General features: G+C 64.0%; 20 protein-coding genes. 12 read left to right on the top strand and 8 right to left on the bottom strand.

All coding sequences use genetic code 11. From position 1 onward, the window contains the following. Position 1: 1 nt before the first annotated feature. From HNQ71_RS20250 to HNQ71_RS20215, 8 genes are all read right to left on the bottom strand, one after another. Positions 2-790 (bottom strand): ABC transporter permease, encoded by a 789-nt coding sequence (locus tag HNQ71_RS20250; RefSeq protein ID WP_184874439.1) that lies wholly within the window; start codon positions 788-790, stop codon positions 2-4. Further along, positions 787-1,695, bottom strand: a complete 909-nt coding sequence (locus tag HNQ71_RS20245; protein WP_184874438.1) for an ABC transporter permease subunit — start codon at positions 1,693-1,695, stop codon at positions 787-789. Before HNQ71_RS20245 ends, HNQ71_RS20250 begins: the two co-directional genes overlap by 4 nt. A gap of 25 nt (positions 1,696-1,720) precedes the next feature. Then, the gene (locus HNQ71_RS20240; RefSeq protein WP_184874437.1) at positions 1,721-2,803 is read right to left on the bottom strand and encodes an extracellular solute-binding protein; all 1,083 of its coding nucleotides are present in this window, start codon (positions 2,801-2,803) and stop codon (positions 1,721-1,723) included. A gap of 4 nt (positions 2,804-2,807) precedes the next feature. After that, positions 2,808-3,500, bottom strand: coding sequence for a helix-turn-helix domain-containing protein (locus HNQ71_RS20235; RefSeq protein ID WP_184874436.1), 693 nt, complete (start codon positions 3,498-3,500; stop codon positions 2,808-2,810). Between the two features lie 95 nt (positions 3,501-3,595). Next, positions 3,596-3,856, bottom strand: coding sequence for a hypothetical protein (locus HNQ71_RS20230; RefSeq protein ID WP_184874435.1), 261 nt, complete (start codon positions 3,854-3,856; stop codon positions 3,596-3,598). Positions 3,857-3,966: 110 nt separating this feature from the next. Continuing rightward, on the bottom strand, positions 3,967-5,859 hold the full coding sequence (locus HNQ71_RS20225; RefSeq protein ID WP_184874434.1) for an ABC transporter ATP-binding protein: 1,893 nt from the start codon (positions 5,857-5,859) through the stop codon (positions 3,967-3,969). Further along, positions 5,859-7,721, bottom strand: a complete 1,863-nt coding sequence (locus HNQ71_RS20220; RefSeq protein WP_184874433.1) for an ABC transporter ATP-binding protein — start codon at positions 7,719-7,721, stop codon at positions 5,859-5,861. The genes HNQ71_RS20225 and HNQ71_RS20220 overlap by 1 nt, the downstream gene beginning before the upstream one ends. Positions 7,722-7,892: 171 nt before the next feature. Next, a complete protein-coding gene (locus HNQ71_RS20215; RefSeq protein WP_246461714.1) occupies positions 7,893-9,728 on the bottom strand; it encodes a dipeptide ABC transporter ATP-binding protein in 1,836 nt (611 codons plus the stop codon). A gap of 158 nt (positions 9,729-9,886) precedes the next feature. Here HNQ71_RS20215 and HNQ71_RS20210 point away from each other — a divergent pair, with 158 nt between their 5' ends. From HNQ71_RS20210 to HNQ71_RS20155, 12 genes are all read left to right on the top strand, one after another. Beyond that, entirely contained in the window at positions 9,887-11,245 is a 1,359-nt protein-coding gene (locus HNQ71_RS20210) for an LLM class flavin-dependent oxidoreductase (protein ID WP_184874432.1), read from the top strand. 15 nt (positions 11,246-11,260) lie between these two features. Next, positions 11,261-12,037: a DUF427 domain-containing protein gene (locus HNQ71_RS20205; RefSeq protein ID WP_184874431.1), complete on the top strand. Its 777-nt coding sequence runs from the start codon at positions 11,261-11,263 to the stop codon at positions 12,035-12,037. Between the two features lie 39 nt (positions 12,038-12,076). Beyond that, positions 12,077-13,714 carry an ABC transporter substrate-binding protein gene (locus HNQ71_RS20200; RefSeq protein WP_184874430.1) on the top strand — a complete coding sequence of 546 codons (1,638 nt, stop codon included), beginning with the start codon at positions 12,077-12,079 and terminating at the stop codon, positions 13,712-13,714. A gap of 76 nt (positions 13,715-13,790) precedes the next feature. Then, positions 13,791-14,750, top strand: a complete 960-nt coding sequence (locus HNQ71_RS20195) for an ABC transporter permease (RefSeq protein WP_184874429.1) — start codon at positions 13,791-13,793, stop codon at positions 14,748-14,750. Further along, positions 14,747-15,634 (top strand): ABC transporter permease, encoded by an 888-nt coding sequence (locus tag HNQ71_RS20190; RefSeq protein WP_184874428.1) that lies wholly within the window; start codon positions 14,747-14,749, stop codon positions 15,632-15,634. The genes HNQ71_RS20195 and HNQ71_RS20190 overlap by 4 nt, the downstream gene beginning before the upstream one ends. A gap of 310 nt (positions 15,635-15,944) precedes the next feature. After that, positions 15,945-17,675: an ABC transporter substrate-binding protein gene (locus HNQ71_RS20185; protein ID WP_246461695.1), complete on the top strand. Its 1,731-nt coding sequence runs from the start codon at positions 15,945-15,947 to the stop codon at positions 17,673-17,675. Between the two features lie 191 nt (positions 17,676-17,866). Then, complete coding sequence (locus HNQ71_RS20180) at positions 17,867-18,850, top strand: ABC transporter permease (protein WP_184874427.1); 984 nt, start codon at positions 17,867-17,869, stop codon at positions 18,848-18,850. Continuing rightward, positions 18,847-19,749, top strand: a complete 903-nt coding sequence (locus HNQ71_RS20175; protein WP_184874426.1) for an ABC transporter permease — start codon at positions 18,847-18,849, stop codon at positions 19,747-19,749. Before HNQ71_RS20180 ends, HNQ71_RS20175 begins: the two co-directional genes overlap by 4 nt. Further along, complete coding sequence (locus HNQ71_RS20170) at positions 19,746-20,561, top strand: ATP-binding cassette domain-containing protein (protein ID WP_184874425.1); 816 nt, start codon at positions 19,746-19,748, stop codon at positions 20,559-20,561. The genes HNQ71_RS20175 and HNQ71_RS20170 overlap by 4 nt, the downstream gene beginning before the upstream one ends. After that, complete coding sequence (locus HNQ71_RS20165; protein WP_184874424.1) at positions 20,558-21,496, top strand: ABC transporter ATP-binding protein; 939 nt, start codon at positions 20,558-20,560, stop codon at positions 21,494-21,496. Before HNQ71_RS20170 ends, HNQ71_RS20165 begins: the two co-directional genes overlap by 4 nt. Before the next feature lie 20 nt (positions 21,497-21,516). After that, positions 21,517-21,993, top strand: a complete 477-nt coding sequence (locus tag HNQ71_RS20160) for a GNAT family N-acetyltransferase (protein WP_184874423.1) — start codon at positions 21,517-21,519, stop codon at positions 21,991-21,993. A gap of 21 nt (positions 21,994-22,014) precedes the next feature. After that, entirely contained in the window at positions 22,015-24,030 is a 2,016-nt protein-coding gene (locus HNQ71_RS20155; protein WP_184874422.1) for a beta-N-acetylhexosaminidase, read from the top strand. Positions 24,031-24,041 lie beyond the last annotated feature (11 nt).

Here is a 24,041-nt window from a genome sequence, read left to right as displayed (position 1 = left end):
CTCAACCCCTCGTCGATTTCGAGCTGATGATCAGCCCGGCACTGATCACCAGCGTCGTGGCAATGAAGATGATCGTTCCGACGGCTGTCACCGTCGGGTCGGCGTCGCGGGTGATGCTGGTGAAGATCTGCACGGGCAAGGTCTTCAGATAGGGGCTGGTGATGAACAGCGCGATGATAATTTCATCGAATGAGGTGACGAAGGCAAACAGCAGCCCCGAAAGGATGCCGGGCGCGATCAGCGGCAAGGTCACGGTGCGGAACGCGGTGAAGCGGTCGGCGCCAAGGCTTGCCGCCGCCGTCTCCAGCCGCACGTCGAAGACTTCGAGGCTTGCCGACACGGCGATGATGACGAAAGGAATCGCCAGCATCGTGTGCGCAATGACGAAGCCGGTGGTGGTGCCGACGAGATGGTAGTCGAGATAGACGGCATAGATGCCGATTGCCAGGACCACGCCGGGCACGATCATCGGTGTGATCAGGATGGCGCGCAGCAGGCCGGCGCCGGAATGTTTCATGCGGCTGAGGCCGAGCGCCGCCAGCGTGCCGATGAGCGTGGCGGCGACGGCAACGAGGCCCGCGACCCTGAGGGAGTTGAAGAAGCTGGTCAGCCAGTCGGGGTTGGTGAAGAAATTCTCGTACCACTGCCAGGAGAAGCCGGATGGCGGGAAGGCAAGCGACTTCTTCTCGTTGAACGACATCGGGATGATGACCAGCGTCGGCATCACCAGCCACACGGCAACCAGCAGGCAGAACAGGCCGAGCAGAATGCGGAATGGTGCCAGTCTCATGATCTGGACGCCTGTTTGTGGCGCTGGCGCATCAGCGGCGCGGCGAGCGCCAGAAGCATGAAGGTCGCCACCAGGAGCACGACACCCATGGCGCCGCCACGGCCCCAGTTGAGCAGGCTGAGCACCTGGCTCTGCACCAGTGTCGACAGCATGGTGCTGCGGGGTCCGCCGAGCAGGGCCGGCGTGATGTAGAAGCCGAGCGACAGGATGAAGACGATGATGGCGCCGGCGAACACACCAGGCAGCGACAGCGGCAGATAGATCTGCAGGAAGGCAAGCGAGGGCCGCGCGCCGAGGCTGCGCGCCGCCTGCACGAGGCGCAAATCGATGCCGCGCATGACCGAATAGAGCGGCAGGATCATGAAGGGCAGCAGCACCTGCGCCATGCCGATCACCACGCCGGTCTGCGTGCGGATCAGCTTCACGCTGTCAAAGCCGAGCAGCCTGATGAGCGAATTGATGATGCCGGAATCCTGCAGCAGGATGACCCAGGCCAATGTGCGCACCACGCCGCTGACCCAGAACGGCACCAGCACGCATAGGATGAGGACAAGTCGCATGCGCGGCCCGACCGCCGTCATCAGGTAGGCATAGGGGTAGGCGGCGATGACGCAGACGATGGTGACCCAGGCGGCAATGGAAAAGGTGCGCCACAGAACCGTGACGTTCACCGGCGTGGAAAAGAACCAGACGTAGTTCTGCATTCCCCAGGCGGGGTCCGAGAAACTGCGCAGCGTGACGGTCAGCAGCGGATAGCCCATCGCCGCGATAAGCAGGAGCAAGGCGGGCATCGCCAGCAGCGAAGGATAGGCGGCGAGGCGCAGGCGCCGTTGCGGCCCCTGCACGCCACCCGCCGGCCGGGGATTGTCACCCCCGGCCGCCAGCGTATGCGATGTCTGGCTCACACGTTCACCTTGGCGTTCGGCCGGCTCAGTTGCCGGCCATCAGCGCCGTCCACTTGTCGGACGCGATGGCGAAGTTGGCGACCCAGAACTTGATGTTCTGCTGGTAGCCCTGCTTGGCGTGTTCCGGCGTGTTGGTCAGGAAGGCGGCGACCGAAGCATCCACCTTGGGCTGCGCCTCGGTGTTGATCGGCGAGTAGGATGTCTGCTCGGTCAGGACCTCCTGCGACTTCTTGCCGAGATAGGCGTTGATCAGCGCATAGGAGGCGTCGGTGTCCTTGGCCCCGACCGGGATGGTCAGCTGATCCATGACGACCAGCCAGTCCTTCCACACCGGCGTATAGGCAGCGCCGTTCTTGACCGCCGTCATGGCGCGGCCCGTCCACATGATGATCATGTCGGCCTCGCCGGATTCCGCCAGCTGCTGGGACTCGGCGCCGGTCTTCCAGAAGATCGTGTCCGGACCGATCGCCTTGATCTTGGCGATGCCCTTGTCGATGTCGGCGGGCGTCATGTTGTCGACCGAGCCGCCGTCAGCCAGGATGGCCTGTTCGATCAGGCCGCCGATCGGGCTGCCGCTGCCGTCGATGGCGCGGGTGCCAGGGAATTTCTTGGTGTCGAAGAAATCTTTCCAGTCCTTCGGCGGGTTGTCCTTGTAGGTCGCGGTCTTGTACATCAACACGGTGCCGTAGTTCATCGCCGGCACGCTGCACTCGCCGACCTGTCCGGCCGGAATGTGCGAAACGTCCAGCTTGGTCAGATCGAGCTTCTGGAACAGCTTGCCGCAATGCACGAATGGCGGAAAATCGTCGGTATCGACGACATCCCAAGTCACATTGCCGGACTCGACTTGCGCCTGAAGCTTGGCGATTTCGGTCGGCCCATCGTTCAGCAGTTTGACGCCGCTCTTGTCGACGAATTCCTTGAGGGCGGCGACCTGGCCGTCTTGGTAGATGCCGCCATAGGAGACGAAGGTCAGCGTCTTGCCTTTCAGCGACCCGTCCACCACGGTGCCGGCCGGCGGCGCGCTCTGCGCATGAGCCGCTGCGGCTGAAATCAAGGCCAGTGCGGCGGCGCCGACAAGCCCGGACACTATTGATCTGCTTCCCATTTTTTTAACCCTCCGATGACTCGCTGTTTGATTTTGGCAGTCCGGGTGCGAGCGATTTCCGGGCCACATATTGGTCGAGATCGACGGCGCCGCTTGTCGACGGCGCTATGATCCACAGCACTTCGGCCACCGTGTCGCCGACATTGATGGTCCTGTGCGGCGTCGAGGTCGAATATTCGATGCTGTCGCCCTCTTCGAGGATGAAGCACTCGTCGCCCAGCGTCAGCTGCAGCCGGCCACGCAGCACGAAAAACATCTCGTGCGCGTTGCCATGTGTGTAGGGCAGGTCGCCGGTCGAGCCGCCGACGGCGAATTCGCCGCAATAGACTTCCATCTCGCGGATTGGCCGGCGCGACAGCAGCGTCTTGCGGTAGCCTTCGCTGGTCGGCAGCGCGGGTCGTTCGGCGCGTGTCAGCACCGCGTGCGGCGAGACTTCGCTTTCGTCGAAAAGATCGGCGAGGCCGATGCCGAGCGCATTGGCGATCAGCATCAGCGTGCTGGTGTTAGCTCCCGAAAGTCCGCGCTCGAGCTGGCTCAGGAAACTGGCGGTGGTGCCGATCAAGTCGCCGAGCTGGCGCAGCGTCAGGCGTCGCGCGGTGCGATAGGCCTTGATGCGATCGCCCAACACCGTGGAACGGCGGGCTTCCGCGCCGGTTGCGGCGTTGTCGTTGAGTGCGTGATCCGCAACAGTTTTCATGGTGATCTCAAGGTTCACTTAACATGGTATTAAGTGAGGCTTCGTGGCAAGCGGATTCGCTTGGCCACCTGAAAATCACAGATGGGCCAGCCTAACTATCTCCTTGCCGGTGGAGGAATATCGTCGAAAGGCGCTTTGGTTTGGCGATCGAAAACGACGGCCAGCCCGTTCTTGACGGCAAGCGAGGCGACCATGTCGTCCAGTTCCCGATCAGAAATGGCGGGTTTGAGGATCTGCCGGATGGCCAGATAGGCCTGCTCGGTCGACACATAGTCGTAGCGCTTTTTGCGCGCTTCGACATATTGCTCGATGAGAATGCCCAATCGGCGGGCGGCGATGTCTTCTGGTTGCTGCACGGGAGCCTCCTCAAGCTCGATCGTCTCCAGCCCCCTAAGATGTAAAAACCACACCGCGAAAGTTAAGGCCCGAAGCCAAAAAATCGGCTGTCGTCATTCGACCAACCAGGTCATGTCGCCTTGCCGACCGCCGCGTCCAGTTCCAGCTCGCCTTCCGAAATGTCGTCGAAGGAGGCGTAGTTCATGTTGTAGAGGCGGGCGTAGAGCCCTTTTCGTGCCATCAACTGTTCGTGGTTGCCGCTTTCGACGATCTCGCCGTTCTGCAGGACGATGATGCGGTCGGCGCCGCGAATGGTGGCCAGCCGGTGGGCGATGACCAGCCCGGTGCGGCCTTCCAGCAGTTTTATCAGCGCTTTCTGGATCAGCATCTCGGTGTAGGAATCGATGCTGGCCGTGGCCTCGTCGAGGACCAGGATCTTGGCGTCGGCCACCAGCGCCCGCGCGAAGCTGATCAGCTGGCGCTGGCCGAGTGAGAGATTGCCGCCGCGCTGTTCGAGCTCGGTGTCGTAGCCATCGGGCAAGTTCTCGATGAAGTCGTGCGCGCCGACGGCCTGTGCGGCGCGGACCACCTCGTCGCGGGTGGCGCCGGTCTTGTGATAGCGGATGTTCTCCAAAACCGAGCCGGAGAACAGGAACGGTTCCTGCAGCACCATGGCCACCTGATCGCCGAGCGAATCCTGGGTCAGGTCGCGCACGTCATGGCCGCCGACCAGAACCTGGCCTGACCAGACATCGTAGAACCGGTGCACCAGCGCCATCGAGCTCGACTTGCCCGACCCGGTCGGGCCGACCAGTGCAACGGTCTCGCCCGGATTGACGCGGAAGGAGATGTTCTTCAGCACCGGCAGGTTCTGCCGGTAGCCGAAGGTGACGTTCCTGAACTCGACCGAACCATCCATGTCGCGCGACAGCGACAGGGCGCCATCCTTGTCGCTGACGTCCACCGGCACGTCGAGCACTTCGGAGATGCGCTGGCCCGAAGCCATGGCGCGCTGCATGACGCTGTACTGCATGGTGAGCGAGCGGATCGGGTCGAAGAAGCGCTGGATGTAGAACAGGAACGCCACCATGACGCCGACGTCGAGGCTGTGCGACAGCACCATCGAACCGCCGACGACGATGACCGTCGCCATGGCGATGCCGGTCAGCGTGTCGACGATCGGCACCATCACCTGCGCGTATTTCGCCGACGTCAAATGGGCATTGAGATTGGCCAGCACCTTCTCGTCGTAGAGGTCGAAATTGACGTGCTGGCGTTCAAGGCTCTGCACAGTGCGCACGCCATGGATGCCCTCGGCCAGCGCGCCGTTGGCGATCGAGTTGGTCTCGTGCGCGGCCATGAAGGCGACCTTGGCGCGCGGCAGCCAGAACAGGCGCACGATGAACAGCACCGGCATGGTCGACAGCGTCAGCAGCCCGAGCCGGAAATCGAGCCACAAAAGCACGCTGACGATGCCGAACAACAGCACGATATCGCCCACCGACATGACAGACGTCTCGAGGAATTCCTGCATCGAATTGACGTCGCCCTGCAGGCGCGACATCAGCCGGCCGACCTCGGTCTTGTCCATGAAGCTCAGCGAGACGCGCTGCAGGTGGCTGAACATGGCGCGGCGTAGGTCAGAAAGCACGTTCTCGGCGACCTTGCCGACGACGCTTTCCTGTACATGGCTGGCGGCATAGTTGATGAGGATGATCAGCGTGAAAGTGCCGATCGCGGAGATCATCACCGACTGGTCGAGCCTGCCTGCCGCCATGCCGTGGTCGATGGCGTAGCGGATGACCAGCGGGATCGCCAATTGCGTCAGCGTGAACACCAGCACTGCGGCGACCGAGATGAAAATCCGGCTCTGATACGGCTTCACGAAGCTCCAGATACGCCGCACGATGCGAGGATCGTACGCCTTGCCGAAAACCTCTTCCTCGTCGCGGTGCGAGCCGACGACAGCCTTTGTCGGCCGTCCGCTGGTGTCTTCCTTCTCGTCGTCGTTCTGTGCCGACATCACGCGGCTCCCAGAGCCGTGGGCCGATCGTCCTCAGGCCGCAGTTGCAGGTCGTAGAGCGCGCGATAGCGTCCGCCGAGCGCCAGCAGCTGCTCATGCGTGCCGCGCTCGACGATCCGGCCGTTCTCGACAAACAGGATCTGGTCGGCATGCATCAGCGAACTCAGTCGGTGCGAAATAATCAGCGTCACGCGATCTTTTGCGAAGCGCTTCATCGCCGCCCGGATGCGCTGCTCGGTGCCGGCGTCGATGGCCGCGGTGGAATCGTCGAAGACCAGCACCGATGGCCGCAACATCAGGCTGCGCGCGATGGTCAGGCGCTGCCGCTGGCCGCCGGACAGCGACGCGCCGCGTTCGCCGACGACCGTGGTGTAGCCGGCGGGAAGCCCGATGATGTAGTTGTGCAACTGGGCGAACTCGGCTGCCTGCCCGATACGGGTCTCGCGTGCCCAGGGATTGCCATAGGCGATGTTGTTCTCGATCGAGGTGGTGAACAGGAACGCGTCCTGCTGCACCACGCCGACGGCCTTGCGCAGCGATTGCAGCGTGACCTTGCTGATGTCCTGGCCGTCGATGGTGATGCTGCCCGAGGTGACGTCGTAGAAGCGCGGGATCAGGTGCGCGATGGTCGACTTGCCGCTGCCGGGAGGGCCGACGATGCCGATGGTCTCGCCGGATCTTGCCTCGAAGGAAATGCCGGACAGCGTCGGCCGGTCGCCCGCGCCAGCGTAGCGGAAACCGACATTGTCGAAGCGCAGCACGCCCTCGGTGACGACGAGGTCCCTGGCGCCCGGCGCGTCCTTGATGTCGAGTTCGGCGTCGAGCAGTTCGAACAGCCGGGTGCCGCAGGTCGAGGCGCGTGCGAAGGAATTGACCATCAGGCCGAGCTGGCGCACCGGCATCTGCAGGATGGTCATGAAGGTAAGGAACTGGGCCAGCGTGCCGACGCTGATTTGACCCGCAATCACCTTCTGCCCGCCGAACCAGAGCACCAGGCCCATGGCGGCGAGGAACGAGAAGTTCATGGCGCTGGTGTTGCCAACGCGGATGTCGACGCGCTTGTTGGCGAGGTCGAGCGCATCCTGCTTGGCGCGGTCGAATTTATCGAGCTCATGCCGCTGCGCCGCAAAGGCGCGCACGACACGGATGCCGCCGAGGTTCTCGTCCATCACCCTGCTCAGCACCGACAGGCGCTGCTGCAAGGTCAGCCAGGTGCTGCGCAGCGCCAGCTGGGTGACTGAGGAGCGCCAGGCGACGAACGGCACGAAGCTCAGGCTCAACAGCCCGAGCACCAGATCGGTGCTGATCAAGAGATAGGCGCCGACGCCGATCAGCACGCCGAGCAGGACGACGCGCAGGATGCCGGTGGCAAAGAACATGCGCACGCCGTCGAGATCGAGCAGGCCGAGCGTGATCAGATCGCCGGTGTGGACCCGGTCGTGGTAGGAGAAGCTCAGGCGCTGGATCTTCTCGTAGAAAGCCAGGCGCAGCTCATAGCCGGTTCGATGGCCGACGGCCTCGCCGTAATAGTTCTGCGCCATGGTGAAGAGACCGCGCAGGATGCTGACGACGAGCAGCGTCAAAGCGGTGTTCCACAGCGCGTGCTCGGCCGCGGTACTGACCCCGGCGGTCATGACGCCCTGCGCCTGGTCGATGGCTCGTCCCAGCAAGCGTGGAATGAAGAGCTGCAGCGTTGCGGCGATGAAGGTCGAGACGAGGGTGATCGCGACCTGCCAGGGATGGCGCAGCGTCAAGCGCACAATCCGGAGCAACGTGCTGAGGCCCTTTCCCCACGAGGCTTCGGCCACATGGGCAAACGATTTGCCGCGCTCCGGCGCGCTGCCGATTGCAAGCGTATTCAAAGGAAAATATCCAACCCAATCCGGGCATTAGCCCGGATGAATAGAGCAGACTCAGTTCAGATGGCGTGATGTTACGCGGGTCCGGCTTGGCCGTTCAAGAGCCAATGACGGCATCGCACTGTGCCTGAAGGCAACAGGCTGTTGCGCGTGTTTGGAATGCCGACAATCCGTTCACGAACCCTGCCGCCAGCAAGCGATTAGGTGGCCGGGTGCGACCTGCCTGGCGGGCGGTTCGGCCTTTCTGCAGTCTGGCAGGGCCAGGGGGCAGCGGTCGGCGAAGGAACATCCCTTGCTTTGCGTACCGGCCGCCTCGATCGCCACCGGAGTCGGCGCGGCCTCATCGGAGGACGCGGCCAGGAGCAGTTCCGTGTAGGGGTGATTGGGGCCCCGGAAGATCTGGTCGGATGAACCGGTTTCCACCAGACGGCCACGATAGAGCACGCCGATCCTGTCGGCCATGTAGCGCACGACCCTGAGGTCGTGGCTGATGAACAGATAGGTCGTGTCCTTGTCGCGCTGTAGGTCGTTGAGCAGGTTGAGAACGGTCGCCTGGACGGAGACGTCGAGTGCCGAGGTGGGTTCGTCAAGCACGACGACCTTCGGCACGCCGGCGAAGGCCCGCGCGATCGCCGCCCGTTGCCGCTGGCCGCCGGACAGCGATCGCGATTTCTGCTCGGCCGTGGTGCCGGCGAGGCGAACCGACTGCAAGAGGTCGCTGACGCGGGCTCTCACCTCGCCGCGGCGCAGGCCGGCGAGCCGGCGCAGCGGACGGCCGAGGATCCTGCCGATCCGCTGGCGTGGGTTGAGCGTGCGATCCGGCGACTGGAAGACCATCTGCACGTCGCGCCGTTCGGCAAGGTTTCTCTGCTCGACGCGCGGCGCGACCGTCCTGCCGAACAGTTCGACCGATCCGGCGTCCGGTTTCTGCAGGCCGGTGACGATCCTTGCCAAGGTCGACTTGCCGGAACCGGATTCGCCGATCAGCCCGAACGTCTCGCCCTGGCCTATGTCGAGATCGATATCGCTGAGCACTGGCTGGCTGCCGAAGGCATGGCTGATGCCTTTGCAGGCGATCGCGATCTGGCGTTCTTTCCGCGCGCCGGCGGCTTCATCGTTGGCTGTCGGGTGCGCTGCCAGACCGGGTCCGTCGGTCTCCGCCAGTCTGCCGTCCCGCTTGGTGTAGTTGAGGGCCGGGATCGAGGCGATGAGCGCCTTGGTGTAGGCGTGGCGAGGGTTGTCGAAGACATCGGCGGCGACGCCGCTTTCGACCACCGTTCCCGACTGCATCACCGCCACGCGGTCGCAGGAGCGGCGGATCATGTTGATGTCGTGGCTGATCAGAAGCACGCTGGTTTTGTGATCCTTGCGCAGGTCGTGCAGGATGGCGATGATCTCCGACTGCACGCTGGCGTCGAGCGCCGTCGTCGGCTCGTCCAGCACCAGCAGCGACGGGTCGAGCGCGATCGCAATGGCGATGTTGGCACGCTGCTGCATGCCGCCGGACAATTCGTGCGGATAGAGATCCAGCACCCGGTCGGGACGGCTCACCCGAACGTGCTCTAACAGTTCGGCGGCGCGCGCGCGGGCCTCGTCGTGGCGAACCGGGCGATGCCGCATGATCGTCTCGGTGATCTGCCGCCCGATCGTCATGCTTGGATTGAGGGCTGCACCTGGGTGTTGGTAGACGGTGGCGATGTGGTTGCCCCGCAACTGGCGCAGTTGCTCGGCGGAAAGATCGCGGATTTCGCGGCCCTGGAATTCCAGCGCCGACGCCGCGATGCGGGCGTTTTTCGGCAGATAGCGCAGGATAGCGAGCGCCACCGAGCTTTTGCCCGATCCCGACTCGCCGACCAGGCCGAGTGCCTCGCCTTGACCTATGTGCAGCGACACGCCGCTGACGGCGGAATGCGATCCGTTGCGCCCGTCATAGGCGATGGAAAGCTGATCGACGTTGAGCACCGAGGAGGACATTGGGAGCTTGAAACCACTTTCTTCCAGCGCGGCCATCGAGGGCAATCGCTTCCGCTTTCGCAATACATAATCTCTATAAAATTACTCGAATTAAGCCGGAGCGCAATCTACCTTTCACCCCTCAGGAGAGATTGTCGCAGCCTGTAGAGAACAGCGCGACAGTCTCCGGAGAGAAGATTTGGAAGGAGGCCGGCATGGCTCGAGATCACATGATCCTCAGCGCATTTTTCTTCAACCCGCAGGGCGATCATCGGATGTCGTGGCGCCATCCGCGGGCGCCGGGCCGGGAGGTGCTGGACTTCGACTTCTACCGCGATCTCGTGCAGGCGGCCGAACGGGCAAAGATCGACACCATCTTCGTCGCCGACCACGTGTCGATCTGGGATTCGGTCAAGAGCGGCGTTGCCCACTACGCCAACGCCCGCCTCGAGCCCTTGACGCTGTTGTCGGCGCTGGCCGGCGTGACCAGGCATATCGGCCTGATCACCACGGCGTCGAGCTCCTACAGCGAGCCCTACAATGTGGCGCGCATGTTCGCCTCGCTCGACCATATCAGCAAGGGCAGGGCGTCGTGGAACGTCGTCACCTCGGCCATGGACGAGGAGGCGCGCAATTTCGGCCGCGACGGCAATATCGAACATGCGTTCCGCTATGAGCGCGCGGCCGAATTCCTCGATATCGTCAAGGCACTGTGGGACAGTTGGGAAGACGAGGCGCTGCTGATCGACAAGGCGTCGGGCTATTTCGCCGACCCCGACAAGGTCCACCTGATCGATCACAAGGGAAAGCACTTCAAGGTGCGCGGACCGCTCAACGTCTCGCGGCCGCCACAGGGCCATCCGCTGATCGTCCAGGCGGGCTCGTCCGAGGACGGCAAGAACTTCGCCACCGCCCAGGCCGATGTGCATTTTGCCATCTTCAGCTCCAGGGAAGACGGCATCAAGTATCGCCAGGACATCAATGAGCGCCTGGCCCGCCACGGCAGGCGGCCGGAGAGCTTCAAGATCCTGCCTGGCATCCTGCCGATCGTCGCCGCCTCCGAGGCGGAAGGCCGGGAAAAGCAGGAGTATCTGCAGACCTTGCTTCCCGACCAGGTCGGCATCGACCTTCTGTCGAGCTGGAGCGGCATCGATCTCTCCGTCTATCCGCCGGACGGGCCGCTGCCGCAGCTGCCGGACGAGAGCACCTTCAATGGCGGACGCACATCGCTCAACAGGGTCAAGCAGTGGTCAAAGCAGAATCTCAGCCTGCGCGAGATTGCCCGCAAGCTCGCCAACAGCGGTTCGGTGCCGACCGTCGCCGGCACGCCCAAGCAGATTGCCGACCAGTTGCAGGACTGGTTCGTCTCGGGTGCCGCCGACGGTTTCAACCTGATGTTCCCGCTGCTGCCCGAGGACTGGGTGAATTTCGCCGAGCAGGTGGTGCCGGAGCTGCAGCGCCGCGGCGTGTTCCCGACCGAATACGCGCCGGGAACACTGCGCGACCGCTTCGGCCTGGCGCGGCCCGCCAACCGCTTCGCCGAACAGCGCGACAATGCGCGCGCCGTGTCCTGACCCCGGAGAACGATGATGACCGCCGCACCCAGACTGCAGCCGCGCGAAGCGACCGCCCCGCATCTCGTCAATGTCCTGCACAGCCCCAAGCGCGTGCGCGTCAAATTCGGCGGCCGCACCATCGCCGACAGCCGCAACGTGCTGGTGCTGCGCTCCAACCACTTCCTGCCGATCTATTTCTTCCCGGTGGCGTCGGTCGACGCGTCGGTGCTGAAGTCCTCGCTGCATCGCGAGCCGCACGCGGTCGGTGGCGACACGGCCTACTGGGATGTCGACACCGGCGACAGGCGGAGCGCCAACGCGGCCTGGTCGTTCGTGTCCCCGCCGGGTGAAAACCTGTCGCCGCTCGCCGGGCGCATCGCCTTCACCTGGAAGCTCGTCGACCAGTGGTTCGAGGAGGACGAAGAGGTCTTCGTCCATGCCCGCGATCCCTATGCGCGCATCGATGTGCTGCAAAGCTCCAGCCATGTGCAGGTCTGGTTCGACGGCGAGCCGATCGCCGACAGCCACCGTCCGGTGCTGCTGTTCGAGACGCATCTGCCGACGCGCTTCTACCTGCATCCCGATGACATCAATCTGGAGCGGCTGACGGCTTCCGCAACAACGACGCGATGTCCCTACAAGGGCATCGCTTCCTACTGGTCCGGGCTCCTGAGCGATGGTTCGGTGCGCCCGGACATCGCCTGGTGCTACCGCGACACGATCGCCGAGATGCCCAAGATCAAGGGCCTCGTCGCCTTCTATCCGCAGGCCGTGGATCGCATCCATCTCGACGGCGAACCCGTCGCATAGAGCATCTTTTCAACTGTCATTTCAAACTGGGGTTTAAACATGACCAAACACAGAGATATCGACGCACTTCGCAATCTGTCGGGGGACATCTGGAATGTCGCCGTCGACGAATATCAGGGCGGCTTTCTCAAGCGCCGCGATCTGCTGAAATACGCCGCACTGCTCGGCTTGACCGGCTTTGCCGCCTCGCAGGGACTTGCAGGCGCGCGCGCCGCAGCCGCCGCCGGCGGCATTGTCCGCGTCGGGCTCGGCCAGCCGACCAAGGCGATCGATCCCGTCTCGGTCACTGATCCGGCGAGCATCGGGGTGATCAGCCAGGTCGGTGAATATCTGATCCTCGACGATCCGAAGGACGGGCTGCAGCCGAAGCTCGCGTTGTCCTGGGAGGCTGACGAGACCGCCAGCCGCTGGACCTTCAAATTGCGTCCGGGGGTGAAATTCCACGATGGCCGCGCGGTCACCGCCAAGGACGTGGTGGCGAGCTTCGAACGGCTTGTCGATCCGGCCAGCGGCTCGTCGGCACTGTCGGCCTACAAGGGCATCCTGTCCAAGGGCGGCGCCAAGTTGGTCGACGACGAAACCGTCGCCTTCGACCTCGACGGTCCGAACAGCAACTTCCCCTTCTATGTCTCCTCCGACGTCTACAACGCCGTCATCCTGCCGGCCGACTATGCCGGCGATTTCGAAAAGAACTTCAACGGCACCGGCCCGTTCAAGCTCGAATCCTTCCGTCCCAAGCAGGGCGCGAGCTTCGTGCGCAATCCGGATTACTGGGGCGAGAAGGCACTGCCTGACCGGGTCGAGATCAAGTTCTTCGACGACGAGCAGGCCCAGGTGCTGGCGCTGCAGGCCGGCCAGCTCGACGTCATCCCGAGCACGACGCGGCTGGAACTGGCGATCGAGGGCAATCCCAATTTCAAGCTCCTCAGCGTGCAGGCAAGCTCGCATGATCAGGTGCACCTGCGGACCGACCAGGCGCCGTTCACCGACAAGCGCATCCGTCGCGCGCTGGCGCTTACGCTCGACCGCGAGGCGATCGTGAAGGGGCTGCTGAAAGGCCGCGCCATTGTCGGCAACGACACCCCGTTCGCGCCGATCTTCCTCTCCGCCGACTCGTCGGTGCCGCAGCGCAAGCAGGACATCGCCGAGGCCAAGCGGCTGTTGGGCGAGGCGGGTGTGCCGAACGGCTTCGAGGTGACGCTGACCACCGAGCGCGCCTATGACATTCCCGACTATGCGGTGATCATCCAGAACTTCGCCAAGAAGGCAGGCATCGACGTCAAGCTCAATGTGCTGCCGCAGGACGCCTACTACGGCTCGGCGACCTTCGGCAGTTCGCCCTGGCTGGATTCGGTCCTCGGCATCACCGATTACGGCCATCGCGGCACGCCCGACATCTTCCTCAACGCGACCTTGAAGAGTTCGGGGGCCTGGAACGCGGCGCATTTCAAAAACCCGGCCTATGACGCTCTGCTGCTCGACTACTCCAAGGCACGCGACCTCAACGCCCAGCGCCTTGCCGCCGGCAAGATCCAGACCCTCCTGCTTGACGAAACGCCGGCGATCATCAGTTACTTCTCGCAGTACAGCCGGATCACCAGCACCAAGGTCGAGGGCGTGCGCTTCACGGCGATTTCGCACCTGCTGCTCGACCGCGTTACCTTCGTCCAGGCATGATGATCGAGCGCGGAGATAGCGTCCCATTCCCATTGCGTCGGGATGGGACTCGTTCAAAGCAAGGCGGCGAGACGCGATGGTGAGTGGCCGCACCGTGTCGGCCCGCGTGGGCACACTTTTGCTCGCGCTATGGCTGGTCAGCATACTGGTTTTCTTTGCCGGGCAGGTTCTGCCCGGCGATGTCGGCCGCGTCATGCTCGGGCCCTTTGCCGATGCGCAAGCGGTGGCGGAGCTGAACAAGCGGCTCGGCGCCGACCAGCCCGTGCTCATCCAGTACTGGCGCTGGTTCAGCAACGCGCTCACCGGCGATTTCGGCAGCTCGCTGTCTATGGGCGGACCGGTGGCGCCGTTCGTGCTGGAAAGCCTCAAGCGCTCGGCGGCGCTTGCCGGCATAATCCTGGTTTTCCTTGTTCCGCTAGGGGTCGGCGCCGGCGTCGTCGCCGGTCTGAATGCAGGCCGCTTCATCGACCGGCTGATCGTGATGGCGGGCGTTTCCTTCGGCATTGTCCCGGACTTTGTGTCCGGCCTGATGCTGCTCATTGTTTTCGGCCTGTGGCTGAACTGGTTCCCGATCTCGGGCGTCGCGCCCGATGGCGCTGGCATCTGGACGAACGGCTATTATCTGATCCTGCCGGCGCTGCCGCTGGTGCTGAATCTTGCCGGCTATATCGCCCGCATGACGCGGGCAGGCGTGATCGAGGCGATGGCCGCTGACTATACACGCACCGCCGTGCTGAAGGGGCTCGAGCGGCGCGAGATCATCTTTCGGCATGTGCTGCGCAATGCGCTGACGCCGACCATCGCGGTGCTTGCGACCCAGACCGGCTATATGTTGGGCGGGCTGGTGGTGATCGAAGCGCTGTTCGGCATCCAGGGCCTTGGCAATCTGGTTCTGAACGCGGCCAAGGCGCGCGATTTCCCGATGCTTGAAGCCGGTGTGCTGGTGATGGCGGCAATATTCGTGCTGTCGGCTGCGGCAGGCGACCTCGTGCTGGCGCTGCTCGATCCGCGACAACGCCGAAGAGCTTCGTCATGACGGACCTGGCGGAGTTTCCCGCACCGCGGCGCGCCGTGATCGGCTTGGCGGCAGCGCGCAGGGTCCGCAGCGCTTTTGCCGGACTGCCTTCGTCGGTCGTGGTCGGTTCGCTGGTGCTGCTGTTCTGGATCGCGTGCGCGCTGTTCGGCAATCTTTTCGTTCCCTACGATCCCTATGCCGAGGATTTCCTGGCGATGCTGACGCCGCCCGACGCCGTGCACTGGTTCGGAACCGACCAGCTCGGCCGCGACGTGCTGTCCCGCATCATCGTCGGATCGCGCGATATCCTGCTGGTTGCGCCGCTGGCCACGCTTGCCGGCGTCACCGCCGGCAGCATCATCGGGCTGGTGCTCGGGTATTTCGATGGCCTTGTCGATGCCATCGGGGCCCGGCTGCTCGACACGCTGATGGCGTTTCCGTTCATCGTTCTCGTCACCATGACGCTTGTCGCGATCGGCCCATCGAACCTGACCGTTGTTCTTGTGATCGCCATCGCCTACGCGTCGCTGGTGGCGCGGACCGTTCGGGCCGCCGTGCGCGAGCAGAAGCAGCGCGATTATGTCAGCGCCGCCCGGCTCGGCGGGGAGGGTGCGCTCGCCATCATGTTCCTGGAGATACTGCCCAATGTTCGGGAAACGATCCTCGTCGAGCTCGTCACCCGGCTGGGATACGCGTTCTTCTCGATCGCCACGCTGAGCTTTCTCGGCCTCGGCATCCAGCCGCCTTCCGCCGATTGGGGACTGGCCGTCGCCGACGGCTACGGCTTCCTGACCGGCGGCAAATGGTGGGTCGTCGTCTTCAATTCCGCGGCAATCGTCTCGCTGGTCATGGCGACCAACCTCATCGCACAAGGCATCGGTGCCTTCGAAAACAGCGATGTCTGAGCTTTGATGCTTCTCCGCCGGCGGCGGAGAGGGAAGCCATCCCATCACAATGATCGCACTGTGAGATCTGTGCGTTGAGCACGTGGGAAGGGGCTCGACGCGATCCCTCGGCATCGCGATCCAGGTTCCTTCCGCCGACAAAACCCTTCCGTCGTTGCCGCACGTTTCGACAGAGCGGGAGCATGCTTCATGGGGACGGCCGAACAGAGCCGTTGACGCTGACCCCCGTTACCTCCTAGGATTAAATCAAATTGATTTACGTTACTCGCCCGAAGAGGCGGAAATGCCGATCAACAATGGGAGATGAAGTATGACTGCCAGGCTGCCAGACCCGCATATGCGTTCTCTGCAAGACCCGTCGACGGCTGTTTCACGTCGGCGCCTGCTGATCGGCACGGCTTTCGTCGCCGCGACCATCGCCACGACTTTCTCCTTCGGCGCGCGACCGGCGTCCGCCGAATCGGTGCTCGCCATGCACATCGAAGAGCAGACGAGCTGGGTGCAGAACTTCAACCCCTTCGACCTTGGCGGGCGCCGCCAGAGCACGATGGATTTCGTCTACGAGCCTCTGGTCATCTTCAACGATTATGACAGCGGCAAGCCGATCTTCCGGCTGGCGACGGGATACAAATTCTCCGACGATCTGAAATCGATCACCTACACGCTGCGCGACGGCGTCAAATGGTCCGACGGTCAGCCATTGACCTCGGCCGACATGAAATTCACGCTCGAGCTGATGCTGAAGAACCCGGCGGTCGACATTGTCGGCGTCGGCGGCAGCGTCGCCTCGGTCGAAGCGCCTTCGCCGACCGAAGTGAAGATCACGCTGAAGGATGTCGACACCCACTTCCCGGAATCGATGGCCGATTTCCCTGTCGTGCCCGAGCACATCTGGAAGGATGTCGCCGATCCGCTCGCTTTCAAGAACGAGAAGCCGATCGGCTCGGGCCCGATGACCGAGATCCGCCGCTTCACGCCGCAGGTCTATGAGCAATGCCGCAACCCGAATTACTGGGACGCCGCCTCGCTGCATGTCGACTGCCTGAAGCTGCCGCAGATCTCCGGCAACGACCAGATGCTGGCATTGCTGCCGGAAGGCTCGATGGACTGGATCGGCTCGTTCCTACCCGAGATCGACAAGACCTATGTCGCGCTCGACAAGGACCACAATGGCTACTGGCAGCCGCCGGCGGAAACCATCGCCTTCCAGGTGAACTTCAAGACCGCCAACCCGGCATTGGCCGAGGCCTTCAACGACATCAATTTCCGCCACGCTTTCAGCCTGGTCATGGACCGCACGGCGATGGTGGACATTGCCGGCTTTGGCTATCCGGTGGTCAATCTGCACGCCAGCGGCCTGCCGCCGCGCTTCGACGCCTGGCGCAACAAGGCGGCCGAAGGCGACAAGGACGTATGGATGACCTACGACGTCGACAAGGCCAACAAGGTGCTTGACGACGCCGGCTACAAGAAGGGCGCCGACGGCATGCGCACCACGCCGAAGGGGCAGCCGATCGCCTTCTCGATCATCGTTCCCAATGGCTGGACCGACTGGATCGACGCCGTGCAGATCGCCACCGAAGGCCTGCGCAAGGCGGGCATCAACGCCTCGGTGGCGACGCCGGAATACGAGCAGTGGCAAAAGCAGATTCTCGACGGCTCGTTCGATGCGGTCATGAACTCCCGCGCCGACGGACCGACGCCGTTCCGCGGCTACTACCAGTCACTGTCGACGGCCTTTGCCGGTCGCATCACCAGTGCGCCGTCGCGCTATTCCGATCCGGAACTGGACAAGGTGTTCGACGCCTATCGCAAGGCGACCACCGACGAAGAGCGCAAGAAGCTGTTCGACCAGGTGCAGGTGATCATCGCCGACAATTTCCCGGTCGTGCCGGTGTTCAACGGACCGACCTGGTATCAGTATTCGACCAAGCGCTTCACCGGTTGGGTGACCAAGGACGAACCGGTGATGAACCCTGAGAACCACGACAACAACCGCATGCGGTTGATGCATCTGCTGCGCCTGAAGCCGGTGCAATAAGTCTGACGCAACACTCTTCTCCTCCGTGAGCGGGAGAAGGGTCCGTGTCCCAAAATCCTGGCTTCGGCGGCGGTCGCCGCGAGGCCGGATGCCGGACATGGCAAGACGCCTGCAGCTGCTACTTCGTCCGTCGCCTTCGGCGACAGCTTCTCCGCCAGACGGAGAAGGCAACCGAGCACAAGGGATAGCCGATGCGGATTCCTCTTCGACGGCTTGGGGTCTATTTCGTCGCCTTCCTGTTTGCCATCGTGATGAATTTCACCGTTCCCCGGCTGATGCCCGGAAGCCCGGTCGACGGCATGATCGCGCAGCTCGGACCGCGCGCGACACCGGCGGCGATCGGGGCGATCAAGGCCCGCTTCGGCGCCGTCGAACAGCCCATCCTCGGGCAGTTCGTCGACTATATCACCGGCCTCGCCCGGTTTGATCTCGGCGTGTCGGTCAAATATTACCCGCAGACCGTCACCCAGGTGCTTGCCCGTTCAGCCGGCTGGACCGCGTTCCTGGTGACCACGGCGATCATCTTTTCCCTCTGCGTTGGAGTCTCCCTCGGCGCAGTGGCAGCCTGGCGGCGAGGCGGACGCTTCGATGCGTTCGTCTCGCCGTTTTCTGTCGTGCTGATCGCAATCCCGCCGGTCATCATCGGACTGGCGACCTTGTTCACCTTTGGCGTGACGCTGCGCTGGTTCCCGGTCGGCTATGCCTACAATCCCGACCTCGATCCGGGCCTGAACTTCACCTTTTTCGGCAGCGTCTTCTGGCACGCGGTGATGCCGGTGCTGACGCTGTCGCCCTATCTGATCGGTGAATTCCAGACGACGATGCGCTCCTCGATGATATCGGTGCTGGGCGAGGATTATGTGACCATGGGCCGAGCCAAGGGGCTCGGCGAGACCGCGGTGATGTTTTCCTATGCGGCGCGAAACGCGATGCTGCCGGTGCTGACCAATCTGGCGCTGATGCTGGGCGCCGTGTTCGGCGGCTCGATCGTCACCGAAATCGTCTTCAACTATCCGGGCCTGGGGCTGACGCTGTTCACCGCAAGCGTGGCGCGCGACTATCCGGTCATCCAGGGCCAGCTGCTGCTGATGACGATGGCGACGCTCGGCGCCAATCTGCTGGTCGACATCCTCTACGGTGTCGTCGATCCGCGCATCCGGGAGGAACGGGCATGAATTTCGGTTGGCAACTTCTGTGGCGGCAGAAGAAGGCCGTCGCCGGGCTGATCATCGTCGCCGCGCTCTGCCTGATGGCGCTCTTCGCACCCATCCTGGCACCGACCGATCCGGGCGAGCGGGTCGGCCGCTCGCACCAGCCGCCGACCGTCGAGCATTATTTCGGCACCACCAAGATGGGCCGCGACGTCTATTCGCAATTCGTCTGGGGTGCGCGCCCGTCGCTGGCGGTCGGTTTTGCCACCGGCCTGTTCATCACCGCCCTTGGCACCATCATCGGGCTGTTCGCCGGCTATTTCGGCGGCCGCACCGATGCGACGCTGGACCTGATCACCAATGCGGTGCTGGTCATCCCCAACATCCCGCTCTTGATCCTGCTGGCCTCCTTCGCCGGCACGGTCGGTCCGGTCGCCATCATGATGATCATCGCTCTGACCTCGTGGCCGTGGGGCGCGCGCATGACGCGGTCGCAGACGATGGCGCTCAGGAACCGCGAGTTCGTGACCGCGGCGCGCATGGTCGGCGAGCCGTCCTGGCGCATCATCTTCGTCGAGATCCTGCCCAATCTGGTGCCGCTGATCGGCATCAACATCGTCGGCTCGATCATCTACGCCATAGTGGCGCAAACGACGCTCGAATATCTCGGCTTCGGCGATCCGCTCAACGTCACCTGGGGGACGATGCTCTACAATGCGCAGAATTCCTCGGCCATCATCGTCGGTGCCTGGTGGGACATCGGCGCGCCGGCCGCCGGTATCGCGCTGGTCGGGTTGGGTCTGGCGCTGTTGAACTTCACCTTCGACGAGATCGCCAATCCACAGCTGCGCTCCGGCCCGGCGCTCAGCCGCTGGTTGCGCCTCAGCCGGCTGCGCAAGCGCGAACCGGAGGCGGCACGGTGAACGAAGCGCTGCTGCAAATCCGCGATCTCAGCGTCGACTATCTCTTGGACAAGGGCGCCTTCCGGGCGGTCAAGAACGTGTCCTTCGACATCGGCCGTGGCGAACTGTTCGGGCTCGCCGGCGAATCCGGTTGTGGCAAGAGCACGATCGCCTACGCCATCACACGGCTGGCCAAGGCGCCCGCCTGGGTGGCGGGCGGCGAAATCCTGCTTGACGGCCAGGATCTTTTGAAGCTGCCGGAGAGTCGGCTGCAGGAGGTGCGCTGGCGGCGGATCGGCATGGTGTTCCAGAGCGCGATGAATTCGCTTAATCCGCTGATGCGGGTCGAGGCGCAGTTCCACGATGTGCTGCGCCGGCATACCGGCTCGTCGCGCGAAAAATCGCGGGCGCGCGCCGAGGAGATGTTCAAGCTGGTCGGCATTCCGGGCAGCCGGCTGACCGACTATCCGCACCAGTTCTCGGGCGGCATGCGCCAGCGCATCGTCATCGCCATCTGCCTGGCGCTGAAGCCGGAACTGATCATCATGGACGAGCCGACGACGGCCCTCGACGTGGTCGTGCAGCGCGAAATCCTCGAACAGGTCATCGACCTGCAGCGCGGCTATGGGTTCTCGGTGCTGTTCATTACCCATGACCTGCATTTGATGGCGCAGCTCTGCCACCGCATCGGGGTGATGCTGAAGGGCGAACTGGTCGAGGTCGGCGATGTCAGGCAGGTCAGCCGCGCGCCGGCGCACGACTACACGCGAAAGCTCTGGGGCGCGATCCCGCAACTGCCCGGCTATCCCTCCGTGAAGGACGCGATCGCATGAATGCCGTGACGACTGTTCCCCCAGCAGCCATCGCGGCCGAGCCGATTGTCAGGCTGGACGGCATCCAGCGCAGTTTCGGCCTGGTGCAGGCATTGCGTGGTGTCTCGCTGTCGCTGAAGGGCGGCCACGCGCTGGCGCTGGTTGGCGAATCCGGCTGCGGAAAGACCACCTGCGCCCGCATCATCGCGCGCATGGATACCCCGACCGGCGGCGAGATGCTCTACCGCGGCCGCAACATCACGCGGACCGGCACGGCCGCCGAGGAAAAGGCCTACCGCCGCGCCGTGCAGATGGTGTTCCAGGATCCGTTCGCCTCGCTCAACCCGGTGTTTTCGGTGCAGCATCATCTGGCGCGACCGCTGGCATTGTATGGCCACGCCAGGAGCAAAGCGGAGCAGGTGCAAGGTGTCGCCGATCTCCTCAACTGGGTCGGCCTGGAGCCGGCGCTGACCGCGCACAAGTTTCCACATGAACTCTCAGGAGGCCAGCGCCAGCGCGTCAACATCGCGCGAGCGCTCGCCGTGCAGCCCGACGTGCTGGTCGCCGACGAGCCGACCTCGATGCTCGATGTCTCGATCCGCCTCGGCATCCTCGAACTCCTGGCGCGCATCAAGCAGGAGCGGCAACTGGCGCTGCTCTACATCACGCATGACATCGCCACGGCGGCCCATGTCGCCGAAGAGGTGATCGTGATGTTCGCCGGCCAGATGGTCGAGTGGGGGGATACACTTTCTGTGATCGGCGATGCCCGCCATCCCTACACGCAACTGCTGCTTTCGGCGGTGCCGGACCCCGACCGACCGTTCGTGGCCGGCGACAGCGCACGCTTTCTCGGCCACGCCGAGGAGGTGCGCCGCCTGAGCCGGCCATCCTCGACTGAAGTCAACCAGGTCGGCTCCAACCATTTCGTGCGCGCGCTGGGCGCGGTTTCCTGAATCAACACAATAGGGCTTCCATGGACTATCTCGTCAATCTTTCGCTGCTTTCCCCCGATCCCGAACTTGATGCGCGCATTCAGGGCGCCGCCGTCACCATTCGCCGGGCGCTGGCGCCGGAACTCGAACTGGTGACTCGCTGGGTGCGGCAAACTTTCAACGCCGGCTGGTCGAGCGAGACGACGGTGGCGTTTTCGCGCCAGCCGACCTCGTGCTTCATGGCGACGCGCGACGGCGGGCTGGTCGGCTTTGCCGTCTACGATTCGATCGCGCGTGGCTTCTTCGGCCCAACCGGCGTCGACGAGGCCGCGCGCGGCGCCGGCATCGGCCACGCGCTGCTGCTGGCGACGCTGCTCGACATGCGCGTCATGGGCTATGGCTACGCTATCATCGGCGATGTCGGCCCGTCCGAATTCTACGAGCGCACCGTCGGCGCCACCCAGATCCCCGATTCCGAACCGGGGGTCTATGCCGGCCTGCTCAACACCCATCCCTGACCTCTCGTTCGAAAGCCCGTCATGACGCTTCAATCCAAATCCGCATTCCGGCTGGAGACGACCTGGGCGCCAGCCACCGCCACCGACAAGCTCGCCTATTCGCTGACGCTCACCAATTTGTCGTCGAAGGCCATCGAAGGTTTTCGGCTGTGCGTCAGCGGGCCCGCCCGGATCGACCCGGCCGTCACCGTCGAAGGCGGCAGGCTGGCCGAACGGCTGTCCAATCATTCCGAATTCGCGCCGCCGGACGGTTTCGTGCTGCAGCCGCGTGAGACATGGACCGTCACCGCGCATGGGCTGAGCTATCCGCTGCGGCACTGGACCGATGGCGCCACCGCTGCCTACCTCGTGCTTGCCGATGGCACCGTAGCCCCTGTTGCATTGGCTCCGACCAAGGCGATCGGCGACAATGCGGTGCTGAAGCGCGGCGCCGAAATCTATCCGGTGCCCGTGCAGGCGCCGGTGCCGGTTTCGATCATACCGTGGCCGCGCACCGTTGCGGTCTCCGGTCGGCGCGCGGTTCCGCGAGGCCTGGCACTTCGGCCGAAGGGGACGGCAGCAACCGATGCCGCCGGCGCGTTCGGTGACCTTGTCGACAGCCTGTTCGCCGTCGAAGGCATTGTGCGCAACGAGGCCGAAGGCGGCTTGCCGGTCGATCTCGGCATCGCGGACGGATTTGGCAGGGAAGCCTATGCGATCCGCTTTTCAGCTGATGGCGTCGCGGTTTCGGCGGGAACGAGAACCGGATTGTTCTACGGGCTGGTCACGCTCGGCCAGATCCTGCGCGGGGCGCGATCGCACCCCGAGACGTTTCTGTTCCCGGCCGAAGGCGAAATCCGCGATGAGCCGGCGCTGGGCTGGCGCGGCACGCATCTCGACGTCGCCCGGCAGTTCTACGCAACGGCCGAGGTCAAGACTTTCCTGCGCATCCTTGCCTGGAACAAGCTCAACCGGTTCCACTGGCATCTGTCCGACGACGAGGCGTGGCGGGTCGAGATATCAGCCTATCCGGAGCTGACCAAGGTCGGCGCGTGGCGCGGCCATGGGTTGCCGGTGCCGCCTTTGCTGGGCTCGGGCCCCGAGCCGAGCGGCGGCTATTACACCAAGGCTGCGGTGCGCGAGGTCGTTCAACTGGCCGGCCAACTCGGCATTGAGGTCGTGCCGGAGATCGACGTACCGGGGCATTGTTATGCGATGCTGCAGGCGATACCCGAGCTGCGCGATCCCGGCGAGAGCGGCGAGTATTTCTCGGTGCAGGGGTTTCCCAACAATTGCATCAATCCGGCACGGCCGGAGACCTACATTGTGCTGGAAAAAATCCTCGACGAACTGATCGAACTGTTTCTGTTCAAAACCATCCATGTCGGCGCCGACGAGGTGCCGCTGGGCGCCTGGTCCGGTTCGCCGCAGGCGCTGGCGCGGCTCACCGAGGTTGGCGGCGAGGGGCTGGCCGCCGCGCATGCCAAGCGCCTCAACGTGGTCACCAACACGCACGGCGCCGATGAGATCGACGGCTCGGGCGCAGCGGTGCTGCAGGCCGAGTTTCTCAAGCGTATACAATCGTTCCTTGCGTCGCGCGGCTGCGTCACCGGCGGCTGGCAAGAGGCGGCTCACGGCAATGTCATCGACAAGCAGAAAAGCTACCTCTGCGGCTGGCGAACGGTGGAAGCCTCGGCGGCACTTGCCGGCGAGGGCTACGCGATGGTGGTGTGCCCCGGCCAGGTCTATTACCTTGACATGGCCAACAGCCCGGCCTGGTCGGAACCGGGCGCGGCCTGGGCCGGCTGGTCCGATCCGGAAAAGCTGTATGGCTTCGATCCTGTCGAGGGCTGGACGGACGCGCAGAAGGCGAAGCTGCTCGGCGTGCAGTGCTGTATCTGGTCGGAGCCGATGACCGACCGCGCCGTCTTCGACCGGCTGGTGTTTCCCCGCATCTCGGCGCTGGCGGAAACCGGCTGGACGCAGCCAGAGCAAAAATCCTGGAAGCGGTTCAAGGCGCTCGCCGGCCTGATGCCGGTGCTCTACGGAGCGAAGTAAGAGCCTCGTAT

The sequence above is a fragment of the Mesorhizobium sangaii genome (genome assembly GCF_014207355.1).
GTDB classification, from domain to species: domain Bacteria; phylum Pseudomonadota; class Alphaproteobacteria; order Rhizobiales; family Rhizobiaceae; genus Mesorhizobium; species Mesorhizobium sangaii.
This window is presented reverse-complemented; position numbering and strand designations above follow the sequence as displayed.